Below are 22,970 nucleotides of genomic sequence, written 5' to 3'. Positions count from 1 at the left end.
TGGAGTATAGGCAACCTGGCCGCAATTTGGTTGAGTAAATTCCTGACTTTGCGGCGCATTATCCAGCGCGGACTATGCTTTTGCATACGGTTCACAAAATAGTGGGAAACTATGTCCAGATTCTTCTTTAACGATCGTAAACAGCTGGTCAACGATGCCATTGAAGGCATACTGCTTTCTGCGCCACATGCCAATCTCGTCAAGCTTGATATCGATCCGGCCATCAGGATCGTCGCACGCGGCGACTGGGACAAAAGCCGCGTGGCGGTGATCTCCGGCGGCGGCTCAGGCCACGAACCCGCGCACGCCGGGTTTGTCGGCAAAGGGATGCTGACGGCGGCAGTGTGTGGCGATCTTTTTGCTTCGCCGAGCGTGGATGCGGTGCTGAATGCCATTGTGGCGGTCACGGGCGACCGGGGCTGTCTGCTGATCGTAAAAAACTACACCGGCGATCGCCTGAACTTTGGTCTGGCGGCGGAAAAGGCTAAACGTTACGGTCTTAAGGTGGAGATGGTGATCGTGGCAGACGATATCGCGCTGCCGGATAACAAGCAGCCGCGCGGTATTGCAGGAACGGCACTGGTCCACAAGATTGCCGGCTATGCGGCGGAGCAGGGGAAATCGCTGAGCGAGGTGCGGAATATTGCGCAACAGGCCTGCGATAACCTCTGGAGCCTGGGCGTGGCGATGCAAACGTGCAACCTGCCGGGCAGCGACGATGAAGAGGGGCGGATTAAACAAGGCCATGTCGAGCTGGGCCTGGGCATTCACGGCGAGCCCGGGGCTTCCGTGGTGGATACGCAAAACAGCAAAGCCATTATCGACACCCTGGTGACGCCGTTACGCGCGCAGGCGGGCGAGGGGCGTTTTGCGGTATTGATTAACAATCTTGGCGGCGTATCGGCGCTGGAGATGGCGCTGCTGACCAAAGAGCTGGCGCACTCGGCGCTGAAAGAGAACATCGCGTACCTGATTGGCCCAGCGCCGCTGGTCAGCGCGCTGGATATGAAAGGCTTTTCGCTGACGCTGCTGAAGCTCACTGATTTCTTCGAAAAGGCGATTCACGCTGATGTCGAGACGCTGGGCTGGCAGAAGCCCGTGGCGTTTGCGCCACTGCGTACCGTTGAGCACAGCGCCATTCATGATCGAGTGGAATATACCTCATCGGACAATCCGCAGGTGGGAGCGTGTGTCTTCTCAGTGACAAAAACGCTGATCCAGCTGGAAAACCGCCTGAACGCGCTGGATGCGAAAGTGGGTGATGGCGATACCGGCTCCACCTTTGCGCAAGGGGCGCGGGATATTGCGCAGCGACTGGAGGAGAACACGCTCCCGCTTAATGATGTGTCTAAGCTGCTGCTGCTGGTTGGCGAGCGGCTGGCGACGGTGATGGGCGGGTCGAGCGGGGTGCTGATGTCGATCTTCTTCACCGCGGCCGGGCAAAAGCTTCACGATGGTCAGACGCTCCCTGAGGCCTTGCTCAGCGGACTGGCGCAGATGAAGCAGTACGGCGGGGCAGATCTCGGCGATCGCACGCTGATCGATGCGCTGCAACCGGCGCTGGAGGCGTTGCTGAAGGGAGATATCGAGGCAGCGGCGAAGGCTGCACAGCACGGTGCCGAAGCAACGGCGAAAATGGCGAAAGCCGGCGCGGGACGCTCGTCGTATGTCAATAAAGAGAACCTGGATGGGGTAATGGATCCGGGAGCGGTCGCGGTAGCGGAAGTATTTAACGTATTGGCGCAGCAGTGAAGGTAGGCCGGGTAAGGCGAAGCCGCCACCCGGCAAACTCACATCAGAAATCCGCTTTCAGCACCACGCGGTAGCGGGCTTTACCGTCGCGCACGTGCTGGATCGCTTCGTTGATTTTCGACATTGGATACAGTTCGGTGGTCGGTGCCACTTTGGTGCGTCCGGCGAATTTCATCAGTTTTCGCAGCTCGTACGGCGTACCGGTAGCAGAACCGGATATGCTGCGATCCCCACCGATCAGGGTAAACGCCGGAACCGGCAGCGGCTTCATCACCGCACCCACGGTGTGGAAGTTACCGCCGTAGGCCAGCGCTTCAAAGTACGGCTGCCAGTCGAGATCCACGTTAACGGTGTTGATGATCAGATCAAACTGGCCCGCCAGCGCGTTCAGCGCCTGCGGATCGCGGCTATTCACCACTTTATCCGCCCCCATCGCCAGCACTTCTTTCTCTTTCGCCGGGTTCGAGCTGAACGCCGTGACTTCGCAGCCCATCGCATGCAGCAGCTTGATGGCGATATGCCCCAGTCCGCCAATACCGATGACGCCCACGCGGCTGGTGGCGGTGATATGGTGCATCAGCAGGGGCTTGAAGACGGTGATACCGCCGCACAGCAGCGGACCGGCGGATTCGATATCAATGCTCTCCGGCAGCGGGATCACCCATTGCCAGTCGGCGCGCAGCTTATCGGCAAAACCGCCTTTGTTCAGGATGGTAGGAACGGCGCCTTCGAGGCAGTTGATCTGATTTCCGCTGATACAGGCGTCGCAGTGACCACAGCTGCGTGCCGTCCAGCCAATGCCTACGCGCTGGCCTACTTTCAGCCCTTTGTCCTGCGCGGCGCTACCGAGCGCCACGACGCGGCCAATGACTTCGTGTCCGGCAACCAGCGGATAGCTGGAGAAGCCCCATTCGTTGTCGATCATCGAGAGATCCGAGTGGCAGATCCCGCAGTAATCAACCTGTACTTCGACGTCTTCTGCTTTTAGTTCGCCCGCATCGTACTCGTACAGCTCAAGTTCTGCACCCGCCTGCGGTGCGGCGTAGCTTTTTATCTTCGACATCGTGTTTCCCCCGTTGTGGTGTGAACTGAGAGTGTAGAGCATTCAGTTTACAGCCGCTTAACAGAAGAGGGCAGGAACGAAAGTTACAGACTTTTCAGCATTCTGACTTCGCAGTCAACGTGACCGGTACAGCCCAGGGGCGCATCGATATGCTCAAAGCCCAGATGTTCATACAGGCCGATGGCCTCTTTGAGGAACGCGGTCGTTTCAAGGTAGCAGCGGGTGAAGCCCTGCTTGCGCGCATGATCCAGAGCAATCAGCGCCAGCTTTTTCGCCAGTCCTTGCCCGCGCGCCGTTGGCAGGAAATACATTTTCTGCAGCTCGCAGATATCCGGCTCGCTGCAGCTGAGGGGCGCCACGCCGCCGCCTCCGACAACCTGGCCGTTCTGCTCGATTACCCAGTAGGCGTGCCCTGGCTGGCTGTAGAGCTGGTAAAGCGCGTCCAGGTTCGGGTCGGCAACCGTGTAGCCTTTGTCAGCCGTCAGGCCATATTCGGCAGAAACGGTGCGGATAACGGCGGCGATAGCCGGGTTATCCTGCTCAGCGATCCGGCGCATCGTCGTCGCGACGGGGGTAATCACGCTCATAGCATTACTCATTACAAAAATTGACACATAACTGCTGTTAATAGCACCGCAGAAAGGGGAGTGCAAGCGAGGAGTTTTCAGGAAGGATACCCCTTACGCTCTGAAGCGTAAGGGGTAAAAGCATTACAGGGCAGCGATAACCGCCTGCTGCTCAATCAGCTTGGTCTTCGCATCGGCGAAGGCAACCAGACGCTCACGCTCTTTCGCGATGACCGCTTCCGGCGCGCGGGCTACAAAGCCTTCGTTCGCCAGCTTGCTTTCGATTTTGCCAATTTCCACGTCGACTTTTGCCACTTCTTTCGCCAGACGAGCCAGCTCGGCGTCTTTGTCGATCAGACCCGCCATCGGGATCAGCAGCTCGGCGCCGTCGATGATTTTGGTCACGGAAACCGGACCTTTGTCATCCGCAGGCAGCACGGTGATGCTTTCCAGACGCGCCATAGTTTTCAGGAAGGTGTTGTTCTCTGTGACGCGACGAACGGCAGCTTCGCTGCAGCCACGAAGCAGCAGCTCCAGCGGTTTGCCAGGGGCAATGTTCATTTCAGCACGGATGTTACGTACCGCAACGATCGCCTGCTTCAGCCACTCGGTATCCGCTGATGCCGCTTCATCGACTTTCGCCGCATCGAATTCCGGGAACGGCTGCAGCATGATGGTATCTGCGTTGATGACAGCAATCACCTTCACGCGCTGCCAGATGGTCTCGGTGATGAATGGAATAACCGGGTGCGCCAGGCGCAGCAGGCCTTCCAGAACGGTAATCAGCGTGTTGCGCGTGCCGCGCAGTTCCGCTTCAGTGCCGCCGTTCATGACCGGCTTCGCCAGCTCCAGATACCAGTCGCAGAACTGGTTCCAGGTGAATTCATACAGGATGCCCGCCGCGATGTCGAAGCGGTAGCTGTCCAGCGCCTCGCGGAACGCTTTCACCGTCTGGTTGAATTCCGCCAGGATCCAGCGGTCAGCCAGAGACAGCGTCATTTCGCCACCGTTGAAGCCACAATCCTGATCTTCGGTGTTCATCAGCACGAAGCGGCTGGCGTTCCACAGCTTGTTACAGAAGTTACGGTAACCTTCCAGACGCTTCATGTCCCAGTTGATGTCACGGCCGGTAGAGGCCAGCGCCGCCAGGGTGAAGCGCAGGGCGTCGGTACCGTGAGACTCAATCCCGTTCGGGAACTGCTTCTCGGTGCGCTTGCGGATTTTCTCCGCCAGCTGCGGCTGCATCATGTTGCCGGTGCGTTTTTCCAGCAGATCTTCCAGAGAAATCCCGTCAACCATGTCCAGCGGGTCGATGACGTTACCCTTGGATTTGGACATCTTCTGGCCTTCGTCGTCGCGGATCAGACCGGTCATGTAGACGGTATGGAACGGAACCTGCGGCTTGCCGTCTTCGTCTTTGATGAAGTGCATGGTCATCATGATCATGCGGGCAATCCAGAAGAAGATGATGTCGAAGCCGGACACCATCACGCTGGTCGGGTGGAACTGACGCAGCGCGTCGGTGTTTTCTGGCCAGCCGAGGGTGGAGAAGGTCCACAGCGCGGAGGAGAACCAGGTGTCCAGCACGTCTTCGTCCTGACGCAGCGCAACGTCTGCACTCAGGTTGTTTTCCTGACGCACTTCATCTTCGCTGCGGCCAACGTAGACGTTGCCTTCATTGTCGTACCATGCCGGGATACGGTGACCCCACCACAGCTGACGAGAGATACACCAGTCCTGAATATCGCGCATCCAGGAGAAGTACATGTTTTCGTACTGCTTCGGCACGAACTGAATGCTGCCGTTCTCAACCGCTTCCACAGCCGGTTTCGCCAGCACGTCGGCACGCACGTACCACTGGTCGGTCAGCATTGGCTCGATTACCACGCCACCACGGTCGCCGTACGGCACGGTCAGGTCGTGAGGCTTGATCTCTTCCAGCAGGCCCAGTGCGTCAACGGCAGCCACGATCGCTTTACGCGCGGCAAAACGTTCCAGCTTCTGGAACTCCGCCGGGATGTCGCTGGAATAAACGTCGGATTCGTTGCCTTTGGTATCGTACACTTCTGCGCTTTCGCGGATATCGCCGTCGAAGGTAAGAATGTTGATCATCGGCAGGGCGTGACGACGACCCACTTCATAGTCATTGAAGTCGTGCGCCGGGGTGATTTTCACGCAGCCGGTGCCTTTTTCCATGTCGGCGTGTTCGTCGCCCACAATCGGAATACGGCGGTTTACCAGCGGCAGCACCACGAATTTGCCGATCAAATCTTTATAACGCGGATCTTCCGGGTTAACGGCCACGCCGGTATCGCCCAGCAGAGTTTCCGGACGGGTGGTCGCGACCACCAGGTAATCTTTGCCGTCGGCGGTTTTTGCACCGTCGGCCAGCGGATAGCGGATGTGCCACATGGAGCCTTTAGACTCGCGGTTTTCCACTTCCAGGTCAGAGATGGCGGTGCGCAGTTTCGGATCCCAGTTTACCAGGCGTTTGCCGCGGTAAATCAGGTCTTCTTTATACAGGCGAACGAAGACTTCTTTAACGGCATTGGAGAGGCCTTCATCCATGGTGAAGCGCTCGCGCTCCCAGTCTACGGAGTTGCCGAGACGACGCATCTGACGGGTAATGGTGCCGCCAGATTCCGCTTTCCACTGCCAGATTTTGTCGATAAAAGCGTCGCGACCGTAGTCGTGGCGGGTTTTTCCTTCTTCAGCGGCAATTTTACGCTCAACCACCATCTGGGTCGCGATACCCGCGTGGTCAGTCCCCGCTTGCCACAGCGTGTTTTTGCCCTGCATGCGCTGGTAACGGATCATGGTGTCCATGATGGTCTGCTGGAAAGCATGACCCATATGCAAACTGCCGGTGACGTTCGGCGGCGGGATCATGATGCAGAAGGACTCTTTGCTTTCGTCGCCGTTAGGCTTGAAATAGCCCTGCTGTTCCCAGTGCTCGTAAAGCGGCTGTTCGATATCGCGTGGGTTATATGTCTTTTCCATTATTTCCAGGTTGCCGTATTCAGGTTAAAACCAGCCAGGCGGTACGCTTTGTAGCGTTCGCGCGCCAGTTGTTTCAAAGATTCTTCGTAAGGGACAAAGTCTACCACTTCTGTGAAAGCGGTGGCAAAATCTGCAAAATCTATCCGCAGGCTAATCAGAATGTCGCGCGCGCTGCTGTTGCGCTTTTGCGGCCAGGCAATTTCAACCGGTGCCCCGCCGCGCGGACCTTCGCCTGACAGGTTATGCGGAACAAAACTCTCCGGCGGGCGGGCCCACAGCGCTTCATCGAGACGAATCGCCTGCTGCTCATCTTCACAGGCTATCAACACGCGTTTGCCTGCGCGCCAACGTTCTGCGGCAATTTCACACACCAGCTGTTCGACGGCGCTGAGGCCATCCTGATGGGTGTCGTTGTCCAGAAGGTAGAACGTTGCATTCTTCATATATGGGGCTTCTTGTGCTCACTTTAAATGCTTAAGCCGGGCGGCGGCTTCGCCTTACCCGGCCTACGGTTTACTGCCGTTTTGACTTACTCGTCGCCGTTAAAACCCGCACGATTGAGCAGGAACTGCGACAACAGCGCTACCGGGCGACCGGTTGCGCCTTTGGCCTTGCCGGAGCGCCACGCGGTGCCCGCGATATCCAGGTGCGCCCAGTTGTACTTGCGGGTGAAGCGCGCCAGGAAGCAGCCCGCGGTGATCGCCCCGCCAGGACGTCCGCCAATGTTCGCCATATCCGCAAAGTTAGACTCCAGCTGATCCTGATATTCGTCACCCAGCGGTAGACGCCATGCGCGGTCCCCGGCCTGCTCTGACGCACCAATCAGCTCGTGCGCCAGCGGATTGTGGTTCGACATCAGGCCGGTAATGTGATGGCCCAGCGCAATCACACAGGCTCCGGTGAGCGTGGCGACGTCAATCACCGCTTCCGGCTCGAAGCGCTCAACGTAGGTCAACACGTCACAGAGTACCAGACGGCCTTCGGCGTCGGTATTCAGCACTTCAACGGTCTGGCCGGACATGGTGGTCAGAACGTCCCCCGGACGATAGGCGCGGCCGCCAGGCATGTTTTCGCAGCCCGCCAGAACGCCGATCACGTTGATAGGCAACTGAAGTTCCGCAACCATCCGCATCACGCCGTAAACCGCCGCCGCACCGCACATGTCGTACTTCATCTCATCCATGCCTTCGGCAGGCTTGATGGAGATACCGCCGGAGTCGAAGGTCAGGCCTTTACCGACGAGCACAATCGGGCGTGCGTCTTCGGACGGGTTGCCTTTGTACTCAATGACCGACATCAGGGATTCGTTTTGCGAGCCGTTACCGACCGCCAGATAAGAGTGCATCCCCAGCTCTTTCATCTGCTGTTCGCCGATGACGCGGGTAATGACGTTTTTGCTGTAGGCGTCGGCCAGCTGACGCGCCTGAGAAGCCAGGTACGCCGCGTTACAGATGTTCGGCGGCATGTTGCCGAGATCTTTAGCCGCTTTAATGCCGGCTGCAATGGCCAGACCGTGTTGAATAGCGCGTTCACCGCTGGTCAGTTCACGACGGGTTGGCACGTTAAAGACCATTTTACGCAGCGGACGACGCGGCTCGCTTTTATTGGTTTTCAACTGATCGAAGCTATACAGGCTCTCTTTTGCCGTTTCAACCGCCTGACGCACTTTCCAGTAGGTGTTACGCCCTTTGACGTGCAGCTCGGTCAGGAAGCAGACGGCTTCCATTGAGCCAGTATCATTCAGCGTATTGATTGTTTTCTGAATCACCTGCTTATACTGACGTTCATCCAGCTCGCGTTCTTTGCCGCAGCCAATCAGCAGAATACGCTCTGACAGTACGTTCGGAACATGGTGCAGTAACAGCGTCTGCCCAGGTTTGCCTTCCAGTTCGCCACGGCGCAGCAGGGCGCTAATATAGCCGTCACTGATTTTATCGAGTTGCTCGGCGATCGGGGAGAGTCGGCGTGGTTCAAAGACGCCCACAACGATGCAGGCACTCCGCTGTTTCTCCGGGCTACCGCTTTTTACACTGAACTCCATGCACTACGCTCCTGAATCTTAAAGACAACGGCGGCAGCTACGGATAGAATTGAAACCTTTCGTAACTCATGTCCGCTGTTGTGGTGACTTCGTGTTAATCTTACGTTACTACGGTTTCGACACGTCAGAAACAATCCTGAAGCGTGAATCCGCCGGATGTTTTAATCTTAGCGATGATTTCGACGACTCAAGAGAATAAATGACGTTTAAGCCATGAAACAAGCGATTTTCCAGCAAAGAGACGGGTTTTTACGGGCGTATTTAAAGTGATAATCATAAGATATCTGGTGCGGGAGACGCTCAAAAGCCAACTGGCGATCCTTTTCATCCTGCTGCTGATTTTTTTCTGTCAGAAGCTGGTTAAGATCCTCGGTGCGGCCGTTGACGGCGAAATTCCAACAAATCTGGTACTTTCCCTGCTTGGCTTAGGGATCCCGGAAATGGCGCAGCTTATCCTGCCGCTAAGTCTTTTCCTTGGCCTGCTCATGACGCTTGGGAAACTCTACACCGAGAGTGAAATCACGGTGATGCACGCCTGCGGCCTGAGCAAAGCGGTCCTGGTGAAAGCCGCCATGATACTGGCGCTGTTCACGGGTATCGTTGCGGCGGTGAATGTGATGTGGGCGGGGCCCATGTCTTCCCGCCATCAGGACGAAGTGCTGGCCGAAGCGAAAGCCAACCCCGGCATGGCGGCGTTAGCCCAGGGGCAGTTCCAGCAGGCAACCGACGGAAACTCCGTGCTGTTTATTGAGAGCGTTGACGGCAGTAAATTCAACGACGTCTTCCTTGCGCAGCTGCGTCCCAAAGGAAACGCGCGTCCTTCAGTGGTGGTTGCAGACTCCGGTCAGCTGGCTCAGCGCAAAGATGGTTCACAGGTCGTGACGCTGAACAAAGGTACTCGTTTCGAAGGCACCGCGATGCTGCGCGACTTCCGTATTACGGATTTCCAGAACTATCAGGCCATTATCGGCCATCAGACCGTGACGCTCGATCCAACGGATACCGAGCAAATGGACATGCGTACCCTCTGGAATACCGATACTGACCGGGCGCGCGCTGAGTTCCACTGGCGTATCACGCTCGTCTTCACCGTGTTTATGATGGCGTTGATTGTCGTTCCGCTGAGCGTGGTGAACCCGCGTCAGGGACGCGTGCTCTCTATGCTGCCGGCGATGCTGCTTTACCTGATCTATTTCCTGCTGCAAACCTCGATTCGTTCCAACGGCGCGAAGGGTAAGCTGGACCCTATGGTCTGGACATGGTTCGTCAACAGCCTGTACATCTTACTGGCGCTGGGGTTAAACCTGTGGGATACGGTGCCTGTGCGCCGTATACGTGCCCGATTCTCGCGTAAAGGAGCCATCTAATGCAGGCGTTTGGCGTTCTTGATCGCTATATCGGTAAAACCATTTTTACCACCATCATGATGACGTTGTTCATGCTAGTGTCGCTCTCCGGCATTATCAAATTTGTCGATCAGCTGAAAAAAGCCGGGCAGGGGAGCTATGACGCGCTGGGCGCGGGGATGTATACCCTGCTCAGCGTGCCGAAAGATGTACAGATCTTCTTCCCGATGGCGGCCCTGCTGGGTGCGCTGCTGGGGCTGGGAATGCTGGCGCAGCGCAGCGAGCTGGTCGTTATGCAGGCCTCGGGTTTTACCCGTATGCAGGTTGCGCTGTCGGTGATGAAAACCGCAATCCCACTGGTGCTGTTGACCATGGCGATTGGCGAATGGGTTGCGCCTCAGGGTGAACAGATGGCGCGTAACTACCGTGCTCAGGCCATGTACGGTGGTTCACTGCTCTCGACTCAGCAAGGTTTATGGGCTAAAGACGGTAAAAACTTCGTCTACATCGAACGGGTGAAGGGGAATGATGAACTGGGCGGGGTGAGCATCTACGCTTTCGATGACCAGCGCCGTCTGCAGTCCGTTCGCCACGCCTCTTCGGCGAAATTTGACGCCGAACATAAGCAGTGGCGGTTGTCCCAGGTTGATGAATCCGACCTGACCGATCCGAAACAGATTACGGGTTCTCAGACGGTAACCGGCACGTGGAAGACCAACCTGACGCCTGACAAGCTCGGTGTTGTTGCCTTGGATCCTGACGCGCTCTCCATCAGCGGTCTGCACAACTATGTGAAATATCTGAAGTCGAGCGGGCAGGATGCGGGACGTTATCAGCTCAACATGTGGAGCAAAATCTTCCAGCCAATGTCCGTGGCGGTAATGATGCTGATGGCGCTGTCGTTTATCTTCGGTCCGTTGCGCAGCGTGCCGATGGGGGTTCGCGTCGTGACCGGCATCAGCTTCGGCTTTGTGTTCTACGTGCTCGATCAGATCTTCGGTCCGCTGACGCTGGTTTATGGCATTCCGCCGATAATTGGTGCGTTGTTGCCAAGCGCCAGCTTCCTCCTGATCAGCCTGTGGCTGATGTTGAAACGCTCCTGAATGACCTCTCCTCGCTTCCGGTTACCCGGGAGCGAGGCTAATCTCCTGTTTCATCCCGCACTTTTTCTCACAACCTTCAACGCCTCGCCCTGAATTTGAGTATTATTGAGCGATAACGTCGTGAAGGGATCCTCTATGAAGCAAATTCGAATGCTTGCCCAGTATTACGTCGACCTGATGATGAAGCTTGGGCTGGTGCGTTTCTCCATGCTGCTTGCGCTGGCGCTGGTCGTTCTGGCCATTGTCGTGCAAATGGCCGTTACTATGGTTCTGCATGGTCAGGTCGAGAGTATCGACGTCATCCGCTCCATCTTCTTTGGCTTGCTCATTACCCCCTGGGCGGTCTATTTCCTTTCCGTGGTGGTTGAACAGCTGGAAGAGTCCCGTCAGCGTTTGTCTAAGCTGGTCGATAAACTGGAAGAGATGCGCGAGCGCGACCTGAAGCTCAACGTCCAACTCAAAGACAACATTGCGCAGCTGAATCAGGAGATCTCCGATCGTGAGAAGGCGGAAGCCGAACGTCAGGCCACGCTGGAGCAGCTGAAAATCGAAATGAAAGAGCGCGAGGTCACGCAGATCCAGCTTGAGCAGCAATCCTCTTTCCTGCGGTCGTTCCTCGATGCGTCGCCGGACCTGGTGTTTTACCGCAATGAAGATAAAGAGTTTTCCGGCTGTAACCGGGCGATGGAGTTACTCACCGGGAAAAGCGAGAAGCAGCTGATTCACCTGAAGCCGCAGGACGTTTACTCTGAAGAGGCGGCGGCCAAGGTCATGGAGACCGACGAAAAAGTCTTCCGTCATAACGTCTCGCTGACCTATGAACAGTGGCTGGATTACCCGGACGGACGCAAAGCCTGTTTTGAGATCCGTAAGGTGCCGTACTATGACCGCGTGGGCAAACGCCACGGCCTGATGGGCTTTGGCCGCGATATCACCGAGCGTAAGCGCTATCAGGATGCCCTGGAGCGCGCCAGTCGCGACAAGACCACCTTTATCTCCACCATCAGCCACGAGCTGCGCACGCCGCTTAACGGCATTGTCGGGCTGAGCCGTATCCTGCTGGATACCGACCTGACCGCAGAGCAGGAAAAATACCTCAAGACTATCCATGTATCAGCGGTCACGCTGGGTAATATCTTCAACGATATTATTGATATGGATAAGATGGAGCGCCGTAAAGTTCAGCTTGATAACCAGCCTGTGGATTTCACCAGCTTCCTTGCCGATCTCGAAAACCTGTCCGGCCTGCAGGCGCAGCAGAAGGGACTGAGTTTTGTCATGGAGCCAACCCTGCCGCTGCCGCATAAAGTGGTGACTGACGGCACACGTCTGCGCCAGATCCTGTGGAACCTTATCAGCAACGCGGTGAAATTTACCCAGAAGGGGCAGGTGGCGGTGCGCATACGCTATGACGAAGGAGATATGCTGCACTTCGAGGTGGAGGATTCCGGGATTGGTATTCCGCAGGAGGAGCAGGACAAAATCTTTGCCATGTACTACCAGGTGAAGGACAGCAACGGCGGAAAACCGGCGACCGGAACAGGCATTGGCCTGGCGGTCTCTAAACGTCTGGCGAAGAGCATGGGCGGCGATATCACCGTTGCCAGCCAGCCGGGCAAAGGGTCAACCTTCACGCTGACGGTCCATGCGCCGGCGGTGGCGGAAGAGGTAGAAGATACCTTCGAAAATGACGATATGCCGCTGCCTGCCCTGCACGTTCTGCTGGTGGAGGATATTGAGCTGAACGTGATTGTGGCTCGCTCGGTGCTGGAAAAACTGGGCAACAGCGTGGATGTCGCGATGACCGGTAAGGCCGCACTGGAGATGTTTAAACCGGGCGAATACGACCTTGTGCTGCTTGATATCCAGCTGCCGGATATGACCGGGCTGGATATCTCGCGTGAGCTGACGCGTCAGTACGCGGCCGACGAACTGCCGCCGCTGGTGGCGCTGACGGCGAACGTGCTGAAAGATAAAAAAGAGTATCTCGATGCCGGTATGGACGATGTACTCAGCAAGCCGCTGGCGGTGCCTGCTCTGACCGCCATGATTAAGAAGTTCTGGGATACCCGTGATGAAGAGGAGAGCACCATGACGTCTGTTGATAGCGCAAAAGCCCAAACGATACTCGATACCGCGATGCTGGAGCAGTATATCGATCTGGTAGGTCCGAAACTGATTACCGATGGTCTGGCGGTCTTCGAAAAAATGATGCCGGGCTATCTGAGCGTTCTGGAATCAAACCTGACGGCCCGGGACCAGAAAGGCATCGTCGAAGAAGGACATAAAATTAAAGGTGCCGCCGGCTCGGTCGGTTTGCGCCATCTTCAGCAGCTGGGTCAACAGATTCAGTCGCCTGATTTACCTGCATGGGAAGATAACGTGGGTGATTGGGTTGAAGAGATGAAACAAGAGTGGCAAAACGATGTTGCGGTGCTTAAAGCCTGGGTCGACGCCAGAAAAAAATGACCCCGGCTTAACCGGGGTGCGCGAATACTGCGCCAACACCAGGGAAATCGTGGCTGCGCCTGTTTTTTTAAAGTTATTTTCGAAAGGGCGCTGCCTGAAAAATTTAGGCCGCACGCAGATAAGATAGCAAATCTTAAATGATTTGTTACATGAATCAGTGAAATGTGTGAAGCATAGCGTTTTAATCAAAATTATTAATGTGCTTCAGCAAGTTGCAGAAAAGGATTGTCATGATGAAAAAGATTGGTGTCGTGCTGAGCGGATGCGGTGTTTACGATGGTTCTGAGATACATGAAGCCGTAATCACGCTGCTGGCCCTGGCTAAGCAGGGAGCGGAGGTTATTTGTTTTGCACCAGACAAAAATCAGTCGGATGTGATTAACCATCTGACCGGTGAACCAATGGCGGAAACCCGTAACGTGCTGATTGAAGCCGCACGTATTGCGCGAGGTGATATCCATCCTCTTATTCAGGCAGACCCTGCAGAGCTTGATGCGCTCATTGTGCCGGGTGGGTTTGGCGCGGCCAAAAATCTCAGTACCTTTGCTGCACAGGGGGCAGAGTGTCAGATCGATCCTCATCTTAAAGCGCTGTCGCAGGCCATGCATGCGGCAGGAAAACCGCTGGGCTTTATCTGCATCGCGCCGGCAATGCTGCCCAGGATTTTTGATTTCCCGCTGCGACTGACTATCGGGACGGATATTGATACCGCGGAAATCGTCGAGGAAATGGGGGGCGAACACGTTCCTTGCCCGGTGGATGACATTGTGGTTGATGAAGATAACAAAATAGTCACCACGCCTGCGTATATGCTGGCGCAGAATATTGCAGAAGCGGCTATGGGGATCGAAAAGCTGGTCGCCCGCGTGCTGGTGCTGGCTGAATGAGTCGTCAATCCGGTGCTGGCGCGTGGGTAAAACGCATCCTGTTGCGCATCGTTCTGGTGCTGGCGGTGTTTTGGGGCGGTGGACTCGCCCTGTTCAGCATTATGCCGGTCCCGTTCTCTGCCGTGATGGTTGAGCGTCAGCTCGGCGCGTGGCTCAGCGGTGATTTCGGCTATGTTGCCCATTCTGACTGGGTGAGCATGGACGAGATCTCACCGCTCATGGGGCTCGCGGTCATCGCGGCGGAGGATCAAAAATTCCCGGAGCACTGGGGATTCGACGTTGCGGCCATTGAGAAGGCGCTAGCCCATAATGAACGTCATGAAAACCGCGTGCGCGGTGCGTCAACCTTGTCGCAGCAGACGGCCAAAAATCTGTTTCTGTGGGACGGCCGCAGCTGGGTGCGAAAGGGGCTGGAAGCGGGGTTGACCCTGGGGATGGAAACGGTCTGGAGCAAAAAACGCATTCTGACCGTGTATCTCAACGTTGCCGAGTTTGGCGACGGGGTATTTGGTGTTGAAGCTGCATCTCAACGCTATTTTAATAAACCCGCCAGCAAGCTGAGCATGTCGGAGGCGGCGCTGCTCGCGGCTGTTCTGCCTAATCCCATCCGTTTTAAAGCCAGTGCCCCGTCAGGGTACGTGCGTAGCCGTCAGGCGTGGATCATGCGCCAGATGCGTCAGTTGGGAGGGGAAGGGTTTATGGAGAGCAATAAATTAATGTAGGGCGGGTAAGCGCAGCGCTACCCGCCTGAATAGCTGACCTTAATCTTCGTCAAACCCTGCATTAAACAGCGCAATCACCGCCGCCAACGCTTCCTCTTCCTGAGGTCCGGTGGCTTCGACTTCAATCTGGCGCCCTTTGGCGGAATCCAGCATCAGCAGCGCGATCACGCTGTTCGCTTCCGCTTCGGTGCCTTCGTCATTTCGCAGCAGAACCTCTGCATCGAAACCCTGCATCAGCTCAAACAGCTTCATCGCCGGGCGCGCATGCATGCCCAGCTTATTGGTGATCTCAACGGTCTGTTTTACGGTCATGTTTTACGTTTTTCCAGCGTGCGATGACGGGACTGAACGTTCTTACCGCGCGAGCGGAAATAGTCGGCCAGCTGTTCGGCGATATAAACCGAACGATGTTTACCACCGGTACAGCCAATCGCTACCGTCAGGTAGCTACGATTGTTTGTCTCCAGCATAGGTAACCATAGCTCAAGGTAGCTTCGCGTCTGGTAGATAAAATTGTGTACTTCTGTGTGCCGGTCGAGGAAGGCCGCGACGGGTTTGTCCAGGCCGGTCATGGGACGCAGCTTCGGATCCCAGTGCGGGTTCGGCAGGAAGCGCACGTCGAAAACATAATCCGCATCAATCGGGATACCGTGCTTGAAGCCAAAGGATTCGAACACCATCGTCAGTTCACGCTCGCGTTTACCCAATAACCGGGTGCGCAGCATTTCTGCCAGCTCGTGAACGGACATCTCAGAGGTGTCGACAATCAGGTCGGCACGAGAACGCAGCGGCTCCAGCAGGTCGCTCTCTTCATCGATAGCACTCTCCAGAGAGAGGTTCTTACTGGAAAGCGGGTGCAAGCGACGGGTATCGCTGTAGCGACGGATTAGCGTATTGCGGTCTGCATCAAGGAACAGCAGCTGAGGCGAGAACGTGTCAGGCAGGTTGCTCATTGCCTGTTCGAAGATCTCTGGCGATTCAGGCATGTTACGGACGTCGATACTGACGGCTGCAGAGGTTTGTCTCTCCGCCAGCGTGCGGGCCAGATCGGGCAACAACACGACCGGCAGGTTATCGACGCAGTAAAAACCCATGTCTTCCAGCGCGCGCAGAGCAACGGATTTCCCCGACCCTGAACGGCCACTGACAATCATCAGCACCATGTTCCGTTTCTCCTCAGGACAACAGATGTGAAGGCCATCTCCTGGTTATGCATCATCCTGATTGCCTTCTGCTTCAGTGATAATTTGGTAGAGCTCTTCATCACTTTGGGCCGAGCGTAGTCGACGGCAAATGGTTTTATCGGCCAGACGTTTTGCGACCAGCGACAGCGTATGCAGGTGGGTTTTCGTCTGATCGGCAGGCACCAGCAGCGCGAAAAGGAGATCGACGGGCTGGTTATCAATGGCATCGAAGGCGATGGGTGTTTCAAGCTGCACAAACACACCAACGGCACGCAGGGTATCCTCTTCCAGTTTGCCGTGCGGGATCGCGATGCCGTTGCCGATACCGGTACTACCCATTTTTTCACGGGTCAGAATCGCTTCGAACACCACCTGCGGCGGCAGGCCCAGCTGTTTAGCAGCCAGTTCACTGATGATCTCCAGCGCACGTTTTTTGCTCTGGCAGTGAACCGCACTGCGGGTACATTCCTGGTTAAGGACATTGCTCAGTTGAAGAGCGGAATCGTTGTTCATCATAATTTCACCTAAGCGCTAACTGTACAAATGGCCTGTTGTGTTTCACAACAGGCCGTCCTGCACCCGTTAACTGCCCGGACAATTAGTGTTGTTTCAGTTTATCTTTATGTTTATTGAGCTGTCGCGCAAGCTTATCAATCAAGCCGTCGATAGCAGCGTACATGTCTTGCCCTTCCGCACTGGCATGCAGTTCACCCCCGTTAACATGCAGGGTGGCATCCGAGATATGAGTCACTTTCTCCACTTTCAACACAATATAGACCTGATTGATCCTTTCGAAATACTGCTCGAGTTTTGCAAACTTCGCGTTCACGAATTCGCGCAAAGCCTCAGTAATTTCGACGTTTTGTCCAGTGATGTTGAGCTGCATAGTGTCTTCCTTATCGGTTGTGTCAGACCAGCTGTTTACGCTGGTTGGACGGCGGAATGGATAAAGACTCTCGATACTTCGCAACAGTACGACGTGCCACCATAATACCCTGATCGGACAGCATGGTGGTTAACTTACTGTCGCTTAGCGGCTTCGCGGGGTTCTCCGCGGCGATCAACTTCTTCACCAGGGCACGAATGGCCGTTGACGACGCTTCGCCGCCGCCCTCGGTATTCACATGGCTGGAGAAGAAATACTTAAGCTCAAAAATACCGCGTGGACTGTGCAGATACTTCTGCGTGGTGACACGGGAAATGGTTGATTCATGCATCTCGACGGCCTGGGCGATATCCGCAAGCACCATCGGTTTCATATACTCTTCGCCCTGCTCAAAGAAAGCCTGCTGCTGTTCGACAATACAGCGGCTGACGCGTAGCAGCGTATCATTTCGGCTCTCAAGACTTTTGATCAGCCATCGCGCTTCCTGAAGATTGCTACGAATATATTGATTGTCGGAGTCGTTACGCACGCTGGTGCACATGGAGGCATACTGCTGGTTGATTTGCAGGCGAGGGATGCTGTCTGAATTCAGCTCAACGACCCAGCGGCCATTGTGTTTTCTGACCAGCACGTCCGGAATAACGTACTCAGGCTCGCTGGTCTGGATTGACTGTCCCGGGCGTGGATCGAGTGACTGGATCAGATTCACCGCTTCTTTCAGCACCTCTTCCTTCAGGCGCGTGACGCGCATCAGGGTGCGGAAATCGTGGTTCGCCAGCAGATCCAGGTGATCGCTGATGATCACGCGCGCCTCGTCGAGCCATGGCGTCTCTTTGCTGAACTGAGAAAGCTGGATCAGCAGGCAGTCGCGCAGATCTTTTGCGGCTACGCCTACCGGATCGAAACGCTGGATGCGCTTCAGAACGGCTTCAACTTCCTCAAGCTCTATCTCTTCGTCGCCCATGCTTTCCAGAATATCGTCAAGCGTGACGGTCAAATAGCCGGTGTCGTCAACGGCATCGACAATTGAGGTAGCAATTGCGCGGTCGGTATCGGAGAAGGGAGTGAGTTCCACCTGCCACATCAGGTAATCCTGCAGCGACTGAGTGGTTTCTCCCTGATAGACCGGTAGCTCATCATCCTGGTAGTCCGCACGCGTACCGGAAGGCGTTCCGGCGGTGTAGATTTCATCCCAGCTGGCATCCAGCGGAAGCTCGTCGGGCATCTCTTTTTGTTCGAGTGCGTCGGCGGTATCAAGCGCTTCAGTGTCCTGTGACTGCTGGGTATCTACCTCGTCATGAAGATCGGTTTGTTCCAGCAGGGGGTTGCTGTCCAGCGCCTGCTGGAGCTCCTGCTGAAGTTCTAACGTGGACAGTTGCAACAGGCGAATTGCCTGCTGTAGCTGCGGCGTCATTGCCAGTTGTTGGCTGAGCCTTAATTGCAAACCTTGCTTCATGTTCAGAGCATTTTTCTCCGGTTCGGCGTTACGTTACCTCTACCCTATCAGAGTCTGAAGTCTTCCCCAAGATAGACGCGCTTAACATGATCGTCTTCGAGGATCTGCTGTGGCGTACCGTGGGCGATCAGATTGCCCTGGCTCACAATATACGCGCGTTCACATACGGCCAGCGTTTCACGGACGTTGTGGTCGGTGATCAGTACGCCAAGCCCGCTGTCGCGCAGGTGTTCAATGATACGTTTAATGTCGATAACCGAGATCGGGTCAACACCCGCAAACGGTTCATCCAGAAGGATAAATTTAGGGTTTGCGGCCAGCGCACGCGCGATCTCAACGCGACGGCGTTCGCCCCCGGAGAGTGCCTGACCGAGGCTGTCGCGCAGATGCTCAATGTGGAACTCTTCCATCAGCTCGTTGGCACGATCCTGACGCTGTTCGCTGGTCAGATCGTTACGAATTTGCAGGACCGCCATCAGGTTGTCGTAAACGCTAAGACGACGGAAAATGGAGGCTTCCTGCGGCAGATAGCCGATCCCGCGACGCGCGCGCGCGTGAAGCGGCAGAAGACTGATGTCTTCATCGTCAATGATTATGTTGCCGGCATCGCGCGGCACAATGCCAACGACCATGTAGAAGGTTGTCGTTTTACCCGCACCGTTAGGGCCAAGCAGCCCCACGATTTCGCCAGAGTTGACGGTCAAACTGACATCTTCTACGACACGGCGGCCCTTATAGGCCTTCGCGAGGTTTTTTGCAGTTAATGTTGCCATAACGGATTAGTTACTCTTCTTCTGTGCCGGGGCCTGGCCCTTGCCTTTGTCCTGCAGCTGCGACGGAACCAGTACGGTCGTGACGCGTTTACCTTTCTCGCTGGAGGCCTGCATTTTTTGCTCTTTCACCAGATAGGTGATTTGGTCGCCGGTAATGTTGCTGTCCAGCTGTTCCAGATACGCGTTTCCGGTCAGGATTACCAGGTCCTTCGCCAGCTCGTAGTGCATATGCGAGGCGCGGCCTTTTACCGGCTTGCCATTGTCCTGCATCTGGTAAAAGGTTGCCGGGTTGCCATAACCATCAATGATCTCTTTGCCCTGCTCGCCACCCGGACGGGTAACGACCACTTTGTCAGCGTTAATTTTGATGGTGCCCTGGGTCATGACGACGTTACCCGTGAAGGTGACGACGTTACCCTGCATATCGAGAGACTGGGTGTCGGACTCGATATGAATCGGCTGGTCGGTATCGCCCGTTACAGCAAGCGCGGGGAGACTGGTCGCCAGCATCGCGCTGGCGATAATTACTTTAAGGCTGAGTTTGTTTGTTTTGAATTTCATAGGAGGTTCTAACCTTTTCAATCAGCTCGGCGTTCTTGCTGCGTAAGTTCCCGCGCATTCTCAAACCGCTGGAATTAAATGTTGTGCCATACAGTGTGACCAGATCCTGCGACGTCACGTCCTGAGTAACCAGGTTGATCTGGGCATTATCCGTCGTAATTTTTCGCAGTTGCGAGTCAGCGGTCAGGGCGTTGACTTCAACGTGGCCGTACAGATAAAGCATACGGTCATTTGTCAGTTTGGCCCGATCTGACTTAATTGACCACGTCGGCACTTTGTCTTTATCGAATGTGGTCATCACCGGTTGGGTAAACCACGAAATACCGTCATCTGAAAAATATTCAACATGCTGGGCAATCAGGCGATAGTTCAGCGCGCCTTCCGGGCTGTAGACCACGGTTTCGCTGTGATCGCTTTTATAGGTTGGATCGCTATTGTTAACCACTTCTGTTTGCGTATCGTCGCGATCGGCAAGGTTCACGCCAATCAATACCAGTGCGACTAGCGAAAGCAAAATGATAATCCAGCGTCTGGTTTTACTCATATCGATTGCCCTTTGGCCTCATCAAGCTTGCCCTGCGCCAGCAGGAGCAGATCGCAGACTTCACGGACGGCACCACGGCCCCCGTTGATGTGGGTAACGTAGTCAGCGCGCGGGATCAGCAGCGGATGCGCATCGGCAACGGCGATGCTCAGCCCGACCTCAGCCATCACGGGCCAGTCAATCAGATCGTCCCCAACGTAGGCCACGTTTTCCGGTGCGATAGCCAGTTTACCCAGTAAATCCTTAAACGCCGCCATCTTATCGGACTGCCCCTGATACAGATGGGTAATTCCTAAGGTTTCACAGCGGTCTTCTACCAGTTTAGCTTTTCGCCCGGTGATGATAGCCACCTCAATACCCGAGGTGAGCGCACAGCGGATACCATAGCCGTCGCGGACGTTAAATGCTTTCAGCTCTTCACCATTATTGCCCATGTAAATCAGGCCATCGGAGAGTACGCCATCCACATCCAGGATGAGCAGACGAATGTTTTTCGCCTTTGCCATCATCTGGGTACTGACCGGGCCATAACAGGTTGCAAGGGATGCACCCGCATTACTCATTGTCTTATCCTTCATTACACTACGCCTGCGCGCAGCAGATCATGCATATGTACCACACCCAGCAACTGGTCGCCATCGGCAACCATAACGGAGGTAATATGGCGGGACTGCATCAGGTTCAGCACATCCACGGCCAGCGTACCCGGACGCACGCGGATACCGCCCGGCGTCATCACGTCGGCAATGCCCAGGGTTCGGACATCAACACCCATGTCGAACACGCGGCGCAGGTCGCCATCGGTGAAGATACCCTGAATTTTCATCAGATCGTCGCACACGACCGTCATACCCAGATTCTTACGGGTGATTTCCAGCAGCGCATCACGTAGGGAGGCTTCTTTGCTGACGTGAGGGATCTCATCCCCGGTGTGCATAATATCGTTTACCCGAAGCAGCAGCTTGCGCCCCAGCGCGCCGCCCGGATGGGAAAGCGCGAAATCTTCCGGCGTAAAACCGCGGGCTTCAAGCAGTGCGACGGCAAGCGCATCACCCATGACCAGCGCTGCGGTGGTGCTGGACGTTGGCGCCAGGCCGAGCGGACAGGCCTCCTTAGGCACTTTCACGCACAGGTGAATATCCGCCGCACGCGCCATGCTACTTTCCGGACGGCTGGTCATGCAAATAAGCGGCACCTGCAGTCGTTTCAGTACCGGGATCAGCGCCAGAATTTCATTGGACTCACCGGAGTTAGACAGTGCGATGACGATATCCTGCGGCGTGACCATACCCAGGTCGCCGTGCGCGGCTTCCCCCGGGTGTACAAAGAAGGAAGAGGTTCCGGTGCTGGCAAATGTTGCCGCCATTTTACGTCCAATGTGGCCGGACTTACCCATCCCCATCACCACGACTTTGCCGGCACAGTAGAACATCTTCTCACATGCCAGACTAAAATCCTGATTAATGTACCGATCTAACTGCGCCAGACCTTCACGTTCAATCTCCAGAACCTCTTTGCCTGCTTTCTGAAAGTCAAAACCCGGCTGCAATTCTATTTGCGACATAATGCGTTTCCGATTACCCAGAGAGAAGAGGCGAGAGCCAGTACAGCATCGCCATCCATACGATAAATCCACCCGTCAGCAGCGCGCCTGCGCCTTTGCCGATCTGTCGTTGCCGCCGCCAGCAGAGCAGGGCAAATATCACGCTGACCAATAACATCACGCCGTAGTCACGCGAGAATGCCAGGGGATTAAAGGGCCCTGGCGTAATGAGGGCCGGAAGGCCCATCACAATGGCGATATTAAATATGTTGGAACCGATGATATTACCAATGGCAATGTCATCTTCACCTTTACGTGCCCCCGCAATGGCCGTGGCCAGTTCCGGCAGGCTGGTACCGATGGCAATCACCGTCAGACCAATGGTAAGTTCACTGATGGCGAAATAGTTCGCCAGTACCGTCGCGTTATCCACAACCATGCGCGTTGCCATCGGCATGATGATCAGCGCAACGCCAAGCCAGAGCAGGGCAACAGGCAGCGTGCCTTCTCGCGGAAGTTCGGCGACCTGCTCACGCGTGAGGCTATCCTGACCCTGTTTTTCCGCCTGACGGGCGATTTTAACACTATACAGCAACCAAATGACGGCCAGCGCCAGCAGGAAAATACCGTCGCTGTAGCTCAGTACGCCATCGTAAAATACGCAGCCTGCCAACAGGCTTACGATTAACATTAGCGGCAATTCACGGCGCAGAACATCAGAATGCACGCGAAATGGATGGAGCAGTGCGGCCAGGCCTAAAATCAAGAGTATATTGACGATGTTAGAGCCAATCGCGGTGCCTACTGCAAGGTCTAACTGACCATGCAGCGATGCCGAGACAGAGACGATGATTTCAGGAAGTGACGTTCCCACACTGACCACGGTCATCCCGATGACGACAGGCGGTACGCCCGTCAGGCGACACAGGATAGATGCAGCAAATACTAAACGGTCAGCACTGTAGACGACCAAAAGTAAACCAATTATTAACAGTGCTGTTGCTAAAAGCATCAAAAGTCCTTTCTTCAGGTATACTCGTCGGTCCATCGCGCGTGCACGGCTGGACTGCATAC

The 22,970-nt window shown here is 55.6% G+C and carries 22 protein-coding genes; 6 read left to right on the top strand and 16 right to left on the bottom strand.

The window, feature by feature from the left end:
* The first annotated feature begins 111 nt into the window (after positions 1–111).
* Positions 112–1,752, top strand: a complete 1,641-nt coding sequence (locus ACW9E7_RS18050) for a dihydroxyacetone kinase subunit DhaK (RefSeq protein WP_458728178.1) — start codon at positions 112–114, stop codon at positions 1,750–1,752.
* Between the two features lie 43 nt (positions 1,753–1,795).
* Here ACW9E7_RS18050 and ahr read toward each other — a convergent pair whose 3' ends face one another.
* From ahr to pepA, 5 genes are all read right to left on the bottom strand, one after another.
* The gene (gene ahr, locus ACW9E7_RS18045) at positions 1,796–2,815 is read right to left on the bottom strand and encodes an NADPH-dependent aldehyde reductase Ahr (RefSeq protein WP_045403564.1); all 1,020 of its coding nucleotides are present in this window, start codon (positions 2,813–2,815) and stop codon (positions 1,796–1,798) included.
* 83 nt (positions 2,816–2,898) lie between these two features.
* Positions 2,899–3,402: a GNAT family N-acetyltransferase gene (locus ACW9E7_RS18040; protein WP_045403561.1), complete on the bottom strand. Its 504-nt coding sequence runs from the start codon at positions 3,400–3,402 to the stop codon at positions 2,899–2,901.
* A 123-nt stretch (positions 3,403–3,525) separates the two neighbouring features.
* Entirely contained in the window at positions 3,526–6,381 is a 2,856-nt protein-coding gene (locus ACW9E7_RS18035; protein ID WP_458728177.1) for a valine--tRNA ligase, read from the bottom strand.
* Positions 6,381–6,824 carry a DNA polymerase III subunit chi gene (holC, locus tag ACW9E7_RS18030; RefSeq protein ID WP_008502815.1) on the bottom strand — a complete coding sequence of 148 codons (444 nt, stop codon included), beginning with the start codon at positions 6,822–6,824 and terminating at the stop codon, positions 6,381–6,383. Before holC ends, ACW9E7_RS18035 begins: the two co-directional genes overlap by 1 nt.
* A gap of 86 nt (positions 6,825–6,910) precedes the next feature.
* Positions 6,911–8,422 carry a leucyl aminopeptidase gene (pepA, locus tag ACW9E7_RS18025; protein WP_023309366.1) on the bottom strand — a complete coding sequence of 504 codons (1,512 nt, stop codon included), beginning with the start codon at positions 8,420–8,422 and terminating at the stop codon, positions 6,911–6,913.
* A 266-nt stretch (positions 8,423–8,688) separates the two neighbouring features.
* On the opposite strand from pepA, the gene lptF reads away from it, so the two are divergent.
* The 5 genes from lptF (at position 8,689) to mtgA (ending at position 14,949) form a co-directional block, all read left to right on the top strand.
* Entirely contained in the window at positions 8,689–9,789 is a 1,101-nt protein-coding gene (gene lptF, locus ACW9E7_RS18020) for an LPS export ABC transporter permease LptF (RefSeq protein ID WP_458728176.1), read from the top strand.
* A complete protein-coding gene (lptG, locus tag ACW9E7_RS18015) occupies positions 9,789–10,871 on the top strand; it encodes an LPS export ABC transporter permease LptG (protein ID WP_115876359.1) in 1,083 nt (360 codons plus the stop codon). The genes lptF and lptG overlap by 1 nt, the downstream gene beginning before the upstream one ends.
* A 135-nt stretch (positions 10,872–11,006) precedes the next feature.
* On the top strand, positions 11,007–13,340 hold the full coding sequence (gene arcB / locus ACW9E7_RS18010) for an aerobic respiration two-component sensor histidine kinase ArcB (RefSeq protein ID WP_111964978.1): 2,334 nt from the start codon (positions 11,007–11,009) through the stop codon (positions 13,338–13,340).
* A gap of 233 nt (positions 13,341–13,573) precedes the next feature.
* Entirely contained in the window at positions 13,574–14,227 is a 654-nt protein-coding gene (elbB, locus tag ACW9E7_RS18005) for an isoprenoid biosynthesis glyoxalase ElbB (protein WP_458728403.1), read from the top strand.
* Positions 14,224–14,949: a monofunctional biosynthetic peptidoglycan transglycosylase gene (mtgA, locus tag ACW9E7_RS18000; RefSeq protein WP_115876357.1), complete on the top strand. Its 726-nt coding sequence runs from the start codon at positions 14,224–14,226 to the stop codon at positions 14,947–14,949. The genes elbB and mtgA overlap by 4 nt, the downstream gene beginning before the upstream one ends.
* 39 nt (positions 14,950–14,988) lie before the next feature.
* Here the strand turns inward: mtgA and npr are convergent, their stop codons facing one another.
* From npr to ACW9E7_RS17945, 11 genes are all read right to left on the bottom strand, one after another.
* Entirely contained in the window at positions 14,989–15,261 is a 273-nt protein-coding gene (gene npr / locus ACW9E7_RS17995) for a PTS phosphocarrier protein NPr (protein WP_003861872.1), read from the bottom strand.
* Positions 15,258–16,112 carry an RNase adapter RapZ gene (gene rapZ, locus ACW9E7_RS17990; protein WP_008501442.1) on the bottom strand — a complete coding sequence of 285 codons (855 nt, stop codon included), beginning with the start codon at positions 16,110–16,112 and terminating at the stop codon, positions 15,258–15,260. Before rapZ ends, npr begins: the two co-directional genes overlap by 4 nt.
* Before the next feature lie 45 nt (positions 16,113–16,157).
* A complete protein-coding gene (ptsN, locus tag ACW9E7_RS17985; protein WP_008501443.1) occupies positions 16,158–16,649 on the bottom strand; it encodes a PTS IIA-like nitrogen regulatory protein PtsN in 492 nt (163 codons plus the stop codon).
* 82 nt (positions 16,650–16,731) lie between these two features.
* A complete protein-coding gene (gene hpf / locus ACW9E7_RS17980) occupies positions 16,732–17,019 on the bottom strand; it encodes a ribosome hibernation promoting factor (protein ID WP_111964975.1) in 288 nt (95 codons plus the stop codon).
* A gap of 22 nt (positions 17,020–17,041) precedes the next feature.
* Positions 17,042–18,475: an RNA polymerase factor sigma-54 gene (gene rpoN, locus ACW9E7_RS17975; protein WP_458728175.1), complete on the bottom strand. Its 1,434-nt coding sequence runs from the start codon at positions 18,473–18,475 to the stop codon at positions 17,042–17,044.
* A 47-nt stretch (positions 18,476–18,522) separates the two neighbouring features.
* Positions 18,523–19,248 (bottom strand): LPS export ABC transporter ATP-binding protein, encoded by a 726-nt coding sequence (lptB, locus tag ACW9E7_RS17970; protein ID WP_023309359.1) that lies wholly within the window; start codon positions 19,246–19,248, stop codon positions 18,523–18,525.
* Positions 19,249–19,254: 6 nt separating this feature from the next.
* Positions 19,255–19,809 carry a lipopolysaccharide ABC transporter substrate-binding protein LptA gene (gene lptA, locus ACW9E7_RS17965; RefSeq protein WP_033146750.1) on the bottom strand — a complete coding sequence of 185 codons (555 nt, stop codon included), beginning with the start codon at positions 19,807–19,809 and terminating at the stop codon, positions 19,255–19,257.
* A complete protein-coding gene (gene lptC / locus ACW9E7_RS17960) occupies positions 19,778–20,353 on the bottom strand; it encodes an LPS export ABC transporter periplasmic protein LptC (RefSeq protein ID WP_115876356.1) in 576 nt (191 codons plus the stop codon). Before lptC ends, lptA begins: the two co-directional genes overlap by 32 nt.
* Entirely contained in the window at positions 20,350–20,916 is a 567-nt protein-coding gene (kdsC, locus tag ACW9E7_RS17955) for a 3-deoxy-manno-octulosonate-8-phosphatase KdsC (RefSeq protein ID WP_048981180.1), read from the bottom strand. Before kdsC ends, lptC begins: the two co-directional genes overlap by 4 nt.
* 14 nt (positions 20,917–20,930) lie before the next feature.
* Entirely contained in the window at positions 20,931–21,917 is a 987-nt protein-coding gene (kdsD, locus tag ACW9E7_RS17950; protein ID WP_032659705.1) for an arabinose-5-phosphate isomerase KdsD, read from the bottom strand.
* A 13-nt stretch (positions 21,918–21,930) separates the two neighbouring features.
* Complete coding sequence (locus ACW9E7_RS17945; protein ID WP_039260412.1) at positions 21,931–22,908, bottom strand: calcium/sodium antiporter; 978 nt, start codon at positions 22,906–22,908, stop codon at positions 21,931–21,933.
* Positions 22,909–22,970 lie beyond the last annotated feature (62 nt).

The sequence above is a fragment of the Enterobacter sp. H2G27 genome (genome assembly GCF_054403075.1).
Note: the sequence above shows the minus strand (reverse complement) of the source record. Positions and strands in the feature narration are given on the sequence as shown.

What these genes read in the sequence shown, in the direction of transcription:
- hpf (WP_111964975.1), bottom strand. Translation starts at nt 17,019, where the DNA reads ATGCAGCTCAACATCACTGGACAAAACGTCGAAATTACTGAGGCTTTG.
- kdsC (WP_048981180.1), bottom strand. Translation starts at nt 20,916, where the DNA reads ATGAGTAATGCGGGTGCATCCCTTGCAACCTGTTATGGCCCGGTCAGT.
- lptB (WP_023309359.1), bottom strand. Translation starts at nt 19,248, where the DNA reads ATGGCAACATTAACTGCAAAAAACCTCGCGAAGGCCTATAAGGGCCGC.
- elbB (WP_458728403.1), top strand. Translation starts at nt 13,574, where the DNA reads ATGAAAAAGATTGGTGTCGTGCTGAGCGGATGCGGTGTTTACGATGGT.
- lptA (WP_033146750.1), bottom strand. Translation starts at nt 19,809, where the DNA reads ATGAAATTCAAAACAAACAAACTCAGCCTTAAAGTAATTATCGCCAGC.
- ACW9E7_RS18035 (WP_458728177.1), bottom strand. Translation starts at nt 6,381, where the DNA reads ATGGAAAAGACATATAACCCACGCGATATCGAACAGCCGCTTTACGAG.
- rapZ (WP_008501442.1), bottom strand. Translation starts at nt 16,112, where the DNA reads ATGGTGCTGATGATTGTCAGTGGCCGTTCAGGGTCGGGGAAATCCGTT.
- mtgA (WP_115876357.1), top strand. Translation starts at nt 14,224, where the DNA reads ATGAGTCGTCAATCCGGTGCTGGCGCGTGGGTAAAACGCATCCTGTTG.
- kdsD (WP_032659705.1), bottom strand. Translation starts at nt 21,917, where the DNA reads ATGTCGCAAATAGAATTGCAGCCGGGTTTTGACTTTCAGAAAGCAGGC.
- ACW9E7_RS17945 (WP_039260412.1), bottom strand. Translation starts at nt 22,908, where the DNA reads ATGCTTTTAGCAACAGCACTGTTAATAATTGGTTTACTTTTGGTCGTC.
- arcB (WP_111964978.1), top strand. Translation starts at nt 11,007, where the DNA reads ATGAAGCAAATTCGAATGCTTGCCCAGTATTACGTCGACCTGATGATG.
- npr (WP_003861872.1), bottom strand. Translation starts at nt 15,261, where the DNA reads ATGACCGTAAAACAGACCGTTGAGATCACCAATAAGCTGGGCATGCAT.
- lptG (WP_115876359.1), top strand. Translation starts at nt 9,789, where the DNA reads ATGCAGGCGTTTGGCGTTCTTGATCGCTATATCGGTAAAACCATTTTT.
- ACW9E7_RS18050 (WP_458728178.1), top strand. Translation starts at nt 112, where the DNA reads ATGTCCAGATTCTTCTTTAACGATCGTAAACAGCTGGTCAACGATGCC.
- rpoN (WP_458728175.1), bottom strand. Translation starts at nt 18,475, where the DNA reads ATGAAGCAAGGTTTGCAATTAAGGCTCAGCCAACAACTGGCAATGACG.
- holC (WP_008502815.1), bottom strand. Translation starts at nt 6,824, where the DNA reads ATGAAGAATGCAACGTTCTACCTTCTGGACAACGACACCCATCAGGAT.
- lptC (WP_115876356.1), bottom strand. Translation starts at nt 20,353, where the DNA reads ATGAGTAAAACCAGACGCTGGATTATCATTTTGCTTTCGCTAGTCGCA.
- ptsN (WP_008501443.1), bottom strand. Translation starts at nt 16,649, where the DNA reads ATGATGAACAACGATTCCGCTCTTCAACTGAGCAATGTCCTTAACCAG.
- ahr (WP_045403564.1), bottom strand. Translation starts at nt 2,815, where the DNA reads ATGTCGAAGATAAAAAGCTACGCCGCACCGCAGGCGGGTGCAGAACTT.
- pepA (WP_023309366.1), bottom strand. Translation starts at nt 8,422, where the DNA reads ATGGAGTTCAGTGTAAAAAGCGGTAGCCCGGAGAAACAGCGGAGTGCC.
- ACW9E7_RS18040 (WP_045403561.1), bottom strand. Translation starts at nt 3,402, where the DNA reads ATGAGCGTGATTACCCCCGTCGCGACGACGATGCGCCGGATCGCTGAG.